We start from the raw sequence: 9403 nt of genomic DNA on the forward strand, positions 1-9403 counted from the left end.
CGGGCCCGGCGCACCGCGTCGCCGCGCCGGTTGACCCCGAGCTTGCGGTAGGCGCTCTTGAGGTGGGTCTTCACCGTGTTCACCGAGACCCGGAGTCGTCCGGATCCGGGGCGTGGGTCAGGCGGCCGGCTTGCCCGCGCCGGGACCGCCGTTCGCGCCGGCCGGCGTCAGGGGGCCGACCGGCTTGCCGCCGGACTTCAGGAAGCGCTCCAGGGTGAAGTTGTCGACGATTCCCCAGCGCTCGGCGATCCGGTCACCCTCGAAGCGGAACCAGATGATCGCCTGGTGCTGCACCTGCAGCCCGGTCGCCGGGACGCCGATGAACGGGCCGGTGTGCTTGCCGTGCATCACCCAGCGGATCGCGGCCTTGTCGCCCATCGAGATGAAGTCGAGGATCTCGTAGCGGATGTCGCTGAACGCGGACTGCTGGATCTTGATGGTGTGCTTGAACGCCTCCGGGCCGCGCATCGAGTCGTCGTGGCTGCCGTTGTTGCGGAAGTCCGCGGTCAGATAGCGGTCGGCGGCCGAGAGGTCACCGAGGTCCAGGCCCTCGTGGAAGACCTTCTCGATGACCTCGCGCTGCTGCTCGGCGGTGAGCGTGGTGGGCATGCGTCAGTTCTCCTTCGTCGCTGCTGTCGCTGATGCCGCTGACGCGGCCGCGGTGGTGTTCCCGCGTGTGTCGAGGGTCTTGACGTCGACCTGGGTCACGCCCCTGGGCACGGCACCCGTGGTCCACGAGATGCGCAGCCGCAGCCGGTCGAAGCGCCAGCCGTCCGACAGCCGCCGGGCCGTGCCGGTGAACCGCCCGCCGAGCTGGAAGTACTCGGAGGGGTCCGGCGGCAGGGGCGAGCCGTGGTGCACATGGGACGCGATCAGGCTCCAGCTGAGCTCGGCCCGGTCGCCGTCGAGGTCGACCGAGCTGTCGGAGCCGTGATGATGCGTACGGCCCCAGCGCGCCATGATCACGGTGGTGAAATCGCCGACACCGGAGATGCCGTGGTGGCTGCCCACCGGGAAGGTCATCTCGATGTCCTCGGTGAACAGGGACTTGGCCCAGGCCTCGTCGAAGTCGCCCTCGTCGAGGCTGGCCAGATAGCGGCCGGCGAGCTTCTGCAGCTCGGCGAGGTCGGCGAGCCGGGCGACCTCGGTGGCCAGGGCGGCCGGGTCCGCCGCCTGCGGGCGGGTCATGACACCCGGCGCGCTTCGGTGGTGGCGTCCGTCCCGTAGATCACGGCGTCGTCCGGACCGTGCACGACGGCCTTGCCCTCGCCGGTGAGCGTGTCACCGTCGCGGCGGGCGCTGATGTCGATCTGTATGTAGGCGGCGTGGTGGCCGTTGGGGCTGATCTGGGTGACGTCGAGGTTGAAGTCCTCGCGCAGGGAGAACTCCAGTTCGGTGTCGCTGGTCACGGTCCACGAGCCGGTGCCGGTGCTCTTCTTGGTCGTGACCGAGAGCGAACCGTCCGGCTCGAAGGTGACCGTGTAGTCGTCCACCTCGCCGTCGTGCGTGACCGTACCCGTCCAGCGACCGACGGGCGTCCAGGTAGAAACAGGCATCGACCACACTTCCTCTAGTCGGAGAAACGTCGGGGAAACAAAAAATCCGCATCCAGGTCGGGAACACCGACGTGGATACGGATTTCGAGTCAGGGCATGAAGGCGCCGGAAAAAGTGTGACACCTTGGCCCGAGCTTCGTCAACTCCGGTTTTCCGGCGGCTGCGTGATGAATCACCGGTGAACGGAAAAGAAGCAGCCCCCGCGGCCTGGGGGTCGGCCGCGGGGGCTGCTCAACGGGATCCCCGCACGGATCCGCGCTTTTCTCCATGATGGTCCTGACGGCCCGTCACGATGTCGGTTGGATAATTGGGAATGCGTTATTCCCCGGCGCCGTTGCCGAAGATCGGGAATTATCGGGAATCGTCGCGACGGGCCAGCCGGAACAGTTCGTCCAGGTCGTACTCCGCCCGCTGCGGGCCGCCGTACCGGGTGATCTTCCGGCGGCTCGCCCACTTGCGGATGGTGGCCTCGGACACCCCCATCGCGAGGGCGGCCAGTTCCGTCGAGACCCTCCGTCGTCTCCGGTTCTCCTCCTCCGTCACGCGGCCTCACCCTTCAGCCGGTCGGCCACGCGCATCCACTGGTGCGGCGGCAGGGCGTGCCCGGCGTCGCAGGTGACATGGCTGGGTACCCGGCCGCCGCCCGCGGACATCACCCCGTGCAGCGCCCCGTCGCACCCGGGCTCCAGGCAGGCCCCGAGCGGGAACCTGCGCACCTGGCCGGGACCGAACAGCTTGCCGAAGGCGGTGAGCAGTTCGGCGACCTCCTCGTCGAAGTCGATGGCCGCGGGGTGGCCGGCCAGCCACGGCAACTGCTGCCGCAGAAACCGCACCAGGCTGTCCATCCGGGGCTCCCGGGGCCGCGGTGCGCGGTCCCGCCGCTCGTCCACCACCAGCCGCGCCCACTGTGCGAGTACGTCGGCGGCCTGGGCCCGCAGGGCCACCGCGTTGTCGTCCAGCACGATGCCCACGGTGCTGCGGCTGCCGCTGACCCGCTCGCGCAGATGGGGCGTGGCCCGGGTGAGGGCCTGATCGCTCTCTTCGTAGAGTTCGAGCAGAGCGCGTAACTCCCGGTGCAGCCGGCCCACGCACTTGGCGCAGATCCGACCGCACAGGGGCACGCAGTCCCTGCTCCTGTGGTCGTCGGCGAGTTGCCGAACCTCGTGCATCCGAATCCCCCGAATCTCTGGGTTTTCCTGAGACTTCCTCCATGCTCGCGGCCGCCCCGACGCGCTTCAACGCAGGCTCGTTCAGGGTTTGGACAAGCATCTGCAGTTGTGTGAACGGACCGTCAGGGCAGTGTGAGACGGCCTGAATTCGTCGCCCGGCGGGACCGGAGGCCGGTGGCGCGCCCGGTGGCGTCCCCGGAGGGGCTGGTTCCGCCGTCGGGCCGGGCCCGGCAGCCTCCGGCAAGGCTTGAAGACTGGCCGATCCGTTTGATAAACATAGCAGAAGATACCGTTCGACCAGTTTTTTTAGACCACCCTTCAGACCCGCAGCGGACCGCTCCGACGCGGGCGGGCCACGGCGCTGGGAGACACCGATGAGGACCGTTCTGATCGTCGATGACGATGACGGCGTGGCCGAATCGCTCGCGCAGGCCCTGACCGTCCACGGGTTCGTGGCGCTGCGCGCCGCGACCGGGGCCGACGCGCTGGAGCTGCTGGACGACGTGTCGCTCGTCCTGCTCGAACTCAGCCTGCCGGACCTGGCCGGCCACGAGGTGTGCCGGCGGATCCGGGAGCGCTCCTGCGTGCCGATCCTCGCGATGAGCGACCGGGCCGAGGAGTTGGACCGGGTGATGGCGTTCCACATGGGCGCGGACGCGTTCGCGTACAAGCCCGTGGGTTCCTACGAGCTGAGCGCGCGCATCCAGGCGCTGTTCCGGCGCACCGGCAACTGCCCTTGGCACGAGAGCCACCGTCAGGAGCCGCGGGCCGTGGAGGGGCCCGTACAGGGGGTGCCGTCCCCCCGGGACACGCTGAGCGCCGGCCCGCTGGGACTGGACCTGCGCACCCGGACGGTCGCCCTCGACGGCGAGGAGATCCCGGTCACCCGGCGGGAGTTCGACCTGCTGGCGATGCTCATGGAGGAGCCCGGCACGGTGCACCGGCGGCAGGACATCATGGCCCAGGTCTGGGACGAGAACTGGTTCGGTTCCACCCGCACCCTCGACGTCCACGTCGGCTCCCTGCGCAGCAAGCTGGGCAGCCGCGACTGGATCGAGACGGTACGCGGCATCGGCTACCGCCTGGTGATCCCTCCCAAGCCGTTGGCCCCGGTCCGCCGAACACCGGAGAGGACAGGAGGCTGAGGCTCCCGTCAGCACTCCCACGGCCGGGGTACGCCCGCCCAGGGCCCCTGCGGCCACCCCACACCCTTCAACCCCCAGGGGCGCGCCCCTGGGGGCTCCACGCCGCCCAGCGGACGCCTTCGCGGCTGCGCCACGCACGGATCGGTCGACGCCCGAGTACGCGAGCCGGCTGCGCGGCCGAGGCCTCGCGGATACTCCGTGGCACTTCGTCCGCGCCTGCGGATGTACGCCCGTGCGGCCCGCGCAGCGCTACGGCTGCTTCGCCGACGTCGTCCGCGCCGGGCACACGCGACCACCGCACCGCCCCGGACCGGAGCCCGTCCGCGCCCCCGCGCGTCCGCCGCCTCGTCCGCGTCCCGCGCGCGCCGCGCCGCAGGTGGCCGTGCCCCCTCCCCGCATCCCGCGGGAAGGGGGCACCCCCAAGGTGTTCAGGCGTGCTGGGCCGTCGTGTCCAGGATGGTGACCGTGCAGACGCCGGCCACGGTGCCGGACTGGTGGAACTCCACCGTCAGGCTGCGGCGGCCCAGTTCGTCCACCGTCGGTACGGACGCCGAGACCACGCAGGGCGTGTCCAGCTCGACGTACCGGTGGAACGAGGCGTCGCAGCCGACCAGCAGCCCCTGCGGCAGCCCGAGGCGGGCCAGTGCCGCCTGCCGGGCGGCCTCCATGACGAGCATGCCCGGCACGTGGTCCACCGGGTGGTCGAACAGCACCGGGTGGGTGTGGTCGACGCGCAGCAGGTGCACCGCACCCTGGTCGTTGCCGGCCTCCCCGCCCGGCACGCCCAGCACGACGTCGAACTCCCTGCTCCGGCCCACGAGTTCGGGCTGGACCGCCTGGATGAGCGTGCACGCCGGACGGGCCTCGGCCCGCTCGCCGCGCAGCCTGCGGTACACCGCCGGGGCCACGCAGTCGCTGGCGGCGTACCCGTGCCCGATGAGCGTGCCGTCCCGGTGCGCGAGCACGTCGCAGGCGAACGACACGACGTGCTCCCGCCGGCAGCGGATGTCCTTGAGCGTCACTTCGAGCACCACGTTGGCCGGCGCCCCGGCCAGCCGCGCCCCCTCCTCGGTGATCTCGAAGGAGGTGTGCTTGGTCAGGAACCGCTGCCCCTGCGGGATGCCGAGGGCCTGGTGGGCCAGGAGCAGCCCGGCCTGGCGTATCGATTCTCCCAGGACCATGGGGTCGTGCCAGCGGCCCGCCACCGGGCCGTAGTAGCTGTGCCCGCGCGCCCATTGGGCACCCACGCGGTACACGTCCCGTCTATGGGGACGGACTCCCGTGATGAGGACTTCCGAGACCGCGGCGCGGTGCACGAGCCAGCGCGGCACCGTGCGTTCAAAGAGGTCGACCTCCCCGTTTTCGAGAGTTAAAAATTCCAGTCGGTCGGCTTGCACAAGTGCGCTCATCGTGTGCCTCCTGAGGCGCGAAAGGAACGCCGCCTTCCGCGAGCGGAACAGGACAGGGCTTACATGGGCCGCCGTCGTGCGTGGCAACGCCGCTGCCGTAAGCGTACTAGCTGACTGGTTTTTTTTCTCTGAGACATGGCAGTCTTTTACCAAGGGACTCGCGGCGGCGCCGGCGGGGGTGGGCGACCGCCACCGGACCGCCGACGGACAGGAGGTAGGCAAGTGGCCAGGGCCAGGCAGGAACGGGCCGAGATCACCCGGCAGGCGATCCTCGACGGAGCCGCGACAGCCTTCGACGCGACCGGCTTCGGCGGTACGAGCCTGAGCGACGTCGCACAGCAGGCGGGCGTCACGAAGGGCGCCCTCTACTTTCACTTCGCCTCCAAGGAGGCTCTCGCCCGCGCGCTGGTCGACGAGCAGTTCCAGTCCACCGACCTGATCGCCGGGGAGCTGATGCCGGGCGTGCAGACGGTGATCGACATGGGGCACCGGCTGGCGCACGGACTGCGCACCGACGTCCGGCTGCGCGCGGGGATACGACTGGTGGTGGAGTTCGGTTCGTTCGTCGACCCCGACCCCACGCCGTACAACTCGTGGATCAGCATCGTGCGGGACTGCCTGGCACCCGCCCAGGGCCGCGGTGACCTCTTTCCGGAGATCAACGTCACCGACCTGGCGACGTTCGTGTGCGGCTCGTTCACCGGGCTCCAGCTCACCTCGTACGTCCGCACCGGTCGCGACGATCTGCACGAGCGGGTCACGGACATGTTCCGCTACCTGCTGCCGGGCATCGTCCCGGCGGAGCGGCTCGCCGGCTTCCAGGCCGCCGGCTCCCCCAAGTGCCGCGCGGAGCTGGGGCTTCCGTCGCTGGACGACGACCGCCCGGCAGAGCACGAGCAGGGGCGGGAGCCGGGGCGGGAACAGGAGCTGGTACCGAAGCACACCGACTGACCGGTAGGCGCGGGCCAGGGAGGCGCGCGCGAACGTGGCCCGCACGGCGGGGCCGACGTGATGTCAGCTCCGGCCCGCGACAGCGGCCCCGCGCCTCACAGCACGGACGGGGCCGTGGTCCGTACCGCCCGCAGCCCGTCCTCCGACGCCAGTGCGGGCAGGGTCAGTTCCCACAGATCGGCGAGCCACGTCTCGCACTCGTCCGCAGGCACACCCAGCCAGGTCAGCGTCTCCAGCCCGGAGACCGCCGCCGCCACCGGCGTCCGCGCGGACGACTCCGCCACGGAGCGCCCGAGTTCACCGGCCCGGCGGGCCTCGTCGAGCAGACCGCCCAGCCGCCCCAGCCACTGCCCGTAGAAGTCCGGGGTGCCGTCGTCGCCGGGCGGCTCACGGCCGACAACGATGCCGCCGATGTCCCCCGGCTCCCGTTCCCGCGCGATCCGCACCGACGCGCGCACGAACACGTTCTCGCGCAGCAACCGCCCCAGCTCGTACGTCAGGTCGACGACGAGCTGGAGATACGTCCTGCCGGTCGCCTCCAGTTGGAGCACCGCGCGCTCCATGACCTCCCGGCCGCGTTCCTGCACGGCCATGGCGACCTCGTCCTTGGTGGAGAAGTGGAAGAACAGCGCTCCCTTGGTCACCCCGGCGTGGTGGCTGATGTCGGCGAGAGTGGCCCGTACGTAGCCGTGCCGCGCGAACTGCTCGGCCGCGGCGACCACCAGTCGTTCGACGGTCCGCTCGGAGCGTTTCTGTCTGCCTGCCATCCGACCGCTCCTCGAAGCAACCCGTTACACCTCCTGTATGGGTCCTTCATACGCCTCGGCACGGCAGGGGAACGCAAGCCCAGTGTCAGATAAACAAAAAGATTCCAAACCCTCACACTTCCCGGCCCGCGTCGCGCGACGGGGCCGGCCCACGGGAACCGGGCCGGCCACGTCCGGGTGCGTCAGTTCTTCACGGTGACGGCGGCGAAGCCGGCCGTGTCCTCACGGTTGGTCTGGTAGTCCGCGTCGGAGGCCCGCTCCTCGTCCGTCTCCCACTCGTTGACGGACACCACACCGGGTCCGAGCACGGTCCAGCCCTCGGTGGCCACGAACCGGGTGATCTCCGCGCGGGAGCGGGAGGCGAGGTCCACCCGGAGGTTCGTGTACAACTCGTCGACCGCGGCCCGCACCGGCGCGGAGACGTAGTCGGGGCTGGAGTGGGTGAGGATGACGAGGCTGCCCGGGGCCAGCGCCTCCTTGTAGCGCTCGACCGTGCCGTAGGGGTCCTCGGAGTCGACGATGAAGTGCAGCAGCGCGCCGAACAGCACGGCCACCGGCTGGGAGAAGTCGAGCAGTTCCTTGACCGCGGGGGCCGACAGCACGGCCTGCGGGTCGCGGAAGTCCGCGTCGACGTAGGCGGTCCGGCCGTCCGGGGCCGCACCCAGGAGCCGGCGGGAGATGTCGCCGACGACCGGGTCGTTGTCGACGTAGACGACCTTGGCCTCGGGCGCGACCTCGTGCGTGGCGGCGGCCGCCGGGATGCCGCTGCCGATGTCCAGGAACTGGCCGATGCCACGCCGGGTGGCGGTGCGCACCGCCCGGTTGAGGAAGCGCCGGTTGGCGCGCGCCCCCAGCGGGCCGCCGGGCAGCAGCTTCACGATGCCGTCCGCCGCCGCGCGGTCCACCGGAAGGTTCTCGGAGCCGCCGAGGAAGTAGTCCATGATGCGCGCGGCGTGCGGAATCTGGTCGGGGGTCATGTTCTCGGGCATGTCCACACATCCTTGGTGAGGGGTTGGGTCTCGTGCGGGGGGGGGGAGCCCGGGCAGGGCCGGCCGGCGAAGGGCAAACAGAAAAGGCGACATCCAGGACCGGTGACTACCGGTGGATGTCGCCTTTGTCATGCCGTTTCAGGGCAAAGGGGCTCCGGGAGGAAGCGTGACATGTGCACGCGTCCGATGTCAACGGAGGCTGGGCGTCCGCTCCACCGGGCCCACTGCCGCATCCCTCCGGCGCGGCCGGCTGAGGTGCTTCATCGCCGGGCGCTCGACCAGCGCGTACAGCAGATACGCGAGGACGGTGGTGACGGCCCAGGCGAGCAGGCACAATCCGACCGCCTCGGCGAAGCTGTAAGGGGCGTGCCCGGCGAGGTACTTGGTGCCGCCGATCAGCACGGTGGCCTGGAGCAGGTAGAACGCGAACGACACCTCGCCGAGCCAGGTCATCACCCGCCCCCGGAACGGCGAGCGCCGCCCGCGTACGTCGGCGACAGCGGCGGCCGGGATGAGCAGGCCCAGCGGGATCACCCAGACCGCGGAAAGGGCGTACAGATAGGGCACGTTGAGCGCCACGGCGTACGCGGCGACGCACAGGAGCACCGCCTGCCACAGCCGTACGCCCACCCAGCGGTCGGTCAGCACGAGCCGGGCGAGCAGCATGCCGACCACGAACTCCAGCATCCGCACCGGCGGCAGCTGGTACACGAACCAGTTCTGCACCTCGCTGACCTGCCAGCCCGGGACGCGGACCTCGCCGGGCAGTACGGCGTAGGCGAAGGCCGGTACGGCGATCACGGCGGCCACGAAGCCGGCGGTCCACCCCCACAGCCGGGCCGGGGAGATCGCCTTCACCGCGCGGTGCAGCAGCGGGAAGCACAGGTAGAAGAGCAGCTCACAACCCAGCGACCAGCTCGGGGCGTTGACGCTGAAGGACACCGCCGGGTCCCAGGACCAGGTCTGCAACAGCAGCAGGTTGGGCAGCCAGTGCTGCCAGGCGGTGGTGGTCGCGCCGGCGAAGACCAGCAGCGAGACCACGAAGGTGACGAGATGGTTGGGGTACAGCTTGACCAGGCGGCGGCGCATGAACCGGCCGGAGGTGTCCGTGGGGCGGGCGGACCAGGTCAGGATGAACCCGCTGAGGATGAAGAAGAACGACACCCCGAGCCCGCCCGCGATCCCGAACAGCCGGGCCGCGTCGTGCCCGCTCCGCCCGCCGAACGGGCTGAGCTGGGGGCTCGTGACGTGGTACAGGAACACGGCCATCGCCGCGTAGAACCGGAGTCCCGTCAGCGACGGCAGCCCGGCGAGAGAGCGTGCCCGCCCGGTACGGGCGCCGACACGTGGTATCGACCGCGGGGCCGTGAGTCACACACGCCCAGGATGAGACAAAAATGTCTCACGTGGGCTATGG

Annotated in this window: 11 protein-coding genes and 1 pseudogene; 2 read left to right on the forward strand and 10 right to left on the reverse strand. The window is 70.5% G+C overall.

The genetic code is table 11. The features are described from left to right. From AB0O67_RS34490 to AB0O67_RS34515, 6 genes and pseudogenes are all read right to left on the reverse strand, one after another. Positions 1-89: pseudogene (locus AB0O67_RS34490) on the reverse strand (LuxR C-terminal-related transcriptional regulator); the annotation flags it as partial. A 28-nt stretch (positions 90-117) separates the two neighbouring features. Then, entirely contained in the window at positions 118-609 is a 492-nt protein-coding gene (locus tag AB0O67_RS34495) for an ester cyclase (protein ID WP_365459078.1), read from the reverse strand. A 3-nt stretch (positions 610-612) separates the two neighbouring features. Continuing rightward, positions 613-1188, reverse strand: coding sequence for a nuclear transport factor 2 family protein (locus AB0O67_RS34500; RefSeq protein ID WP_365459081.1), 576 nt, complete (start codon positions 1186-1188; stop codon positions 613-615). Then, positions 1185-1556 (reverse strand): dehydrogenase, encoded by a 372-nt coding sequence (locus tag AB0O67_RS34505; RefSeq protein WP_365459083.1) that lies wholly within the window; start codon positions 1554-1556, stop codon positions 1185-1187. Before AB0O67_RS34505 ends, AB0O67_RS34500 begins: the two co-directional genes overlap by 4 nt. 351 nt (positions 1557-1907) lie before the next feature. Beyond that, positions 1908-2099, reverse strand: a complete 192-nt coding sequence (locus AB0O67_RS34510; RefSeq protein WP_365459107.1) for a hypothetical protein — start codon at positions 2097-2099, stop codon at positions 1908-1910. Continuing rightward, positions 2096-2725, reverse strand: a complete 630-nt coding sequence (locus AB0O67_RS34515; RefSeq protein ID WP_365459086.1) for a hypothetical protein — start codon at positions 2723-2725, stop codon at positions 2096-2098. The genes AB0O67_RS34510 and AB0O67_RS34515 overlap by 4 nt, the downstream gene beginning before the upstream one ends. A gap of 374 nt (positions 2726-3099) precedes the next feature. Here AB0O67_RS34515 and AB0O67_RS34520 point away from each other — a divergent pair, with 374 nt between their 5' ends. Next, positions 3100-3870, forward strand: a complete 771-nt coding sequence (locus AB0O67_RS34520; RefSeq protein WP_365459089.1) for a response regulator transcription factor — start codon at positions 3100-3102, stop codon at positions 3868-3870. 428 nt (positions 3871-4298) lie between these two features. On the opposite strand, the gene AB0O67_RS34525 is transcribed toward AB0O67_RS34520, so the two are convergent. Continuing rightward, on the reverse strand, positions 4299-5279 hold the full coding sequence (locus AB0O67_RS34525; protein WP_365459092.1) for a ScbA/BarX family gamma-butyrolactone biosynthesis protein: 981 nt from the start codon (positions 5277-5279) through the stop codon (positions 4299-4301). A gap of 222 nt (positions 5280-5501) precedes the next feature. Between AB0O67_RS34525 and AB0O67_RS34530 the strand changes: the two genes are divergently transcribed. Continuing rightward, positions 5502-6230 carry a ScbR family autoregulator-binding transcription factor gene (locus AB0O67_RS34530; RefSeq protein WP_365459095.1) on the forward strand — a complete coding sequence of 243 codons (729 nt, stop codon included), beginning with the start codon at positions 5502-5504 and terminating at the stop codon, positions 6228-6230. Positions 6231-6325: 95 nt separating this feature from the next. Here the strand turns inward: AB0O67_RS34530 and AB0O67_RS34535 are convergent, their stop codons facing one another. The 3 genes from AB0O67_RS34535 to AB0O67_RS34545 all read right to left on the reverse strand — a co-directional run bounded on the left by AB0O67_RS34535 (position 6326) and on the right by AB0O67_RS34545 (position 9339). Next, entirely contained in the window at positions 6326-6997 is a 672-nt protein-coding gene (locus tag AB0O67_RS34535; protein WP_365459098.1) for a ScbR family autoregulator-binding transcription factor, read from the reverse strand. Between the two features lie 182 nt (positions 6998-7179). Continuing rightward, complete coding sequence (locus AB0O67_RS34540; protein WP_365459101.1) at positions 7180-7986, reverse strand: SAM-dependent methyltransferase; 807 nt, start codon at positions 7984-7986, stop codon at positions 7180-7182. A gap of 189 nt (positions 7987-8175) precedes the next feature. Beyond that, positions 8176-9339 carry an acyltransferase gene (locus AB0O67_RS34545; RefSeq protein ID WP_365459104.1) on the reverse strand — a complete coding sequence of 388 codons (1164 nt, stop codon included), beginning with the start codon at positions 9337-9339 and terminating at the stop codon, positions 8176-8178. Positions 9340-9403: the final 64 nt, after the last annotated feature.

Origin of the sequence: Streptomyces sp. NPDC086077, assembly GCF_040686175.1 — a bacterium.
In the GTDB taxonomy this organism is placed as follows: domain Bacteria; phylum Actinomycetota; class Actinomycetes; order Streptomycetales; family Streptomycetaceae; genus Streptomyces.

Bases quoted from the DNA above. Each gene is read 5' to 3' on its own strand.
- AB0O67_RS34495 (WP_365459078.1), bottom strand. From the start codon at position 609: ATGCCCACCACGCTCACCGCCGAGCAGCAGCGCGAGGTCATCGAGAAG.
- AB0O67_RS34500 (WP_365459081.1), bottom strand. From the start codon at position 1,188: ATGACCCGCCCGCAGGCGGCGGACCCGGCCGCCCTGGCCACCGAGGTC.
- AB0O67_RS34505 (WP_365459083.1), bottom strand. From the start codon at position 1,556: ATGCCTGTTTCTACCTGGACGCCCGTCGGTCGCTGGACGGGTACGGTC.
- AB0O67_RS34515 (WP_365459086.1), bottom strand. From the start codon at position 2,725: ATGCACGAGGTTCGGCAACTCGCCGACGACCACAGGAGCAGGGACTGC.
- AB0O67_RS34520 (WP_365459089.1), top strand. From the start codon at position 3,100: ATGAGGACCGTTCTGATCGTCGATGACGATGACGGCGTGGCCGAATCG.
- AB0O67_RS34525 (WP_365459092.1), bottom strand. From the start codon at position 5,279: ATGAGCGCACTTGTGCAAGCCGACCGACTGGAATTTTTAACTCTCGAA.
- AB0O67_RS34535 (WP_365459098.1), bottom strand. From the start codon at position 6,997: ATGGCAGGCAGACAGAAACGCTCCGAGCGGACCGTCGAACGACTGGTG.
- AB0O67_RS34540 (WP_365459101.1), bottom strand. From the start codon at position 7,986: ATGCCCGAGAACATGACCCCCGACCAGATTCCGCACGCCGCGCGCATC.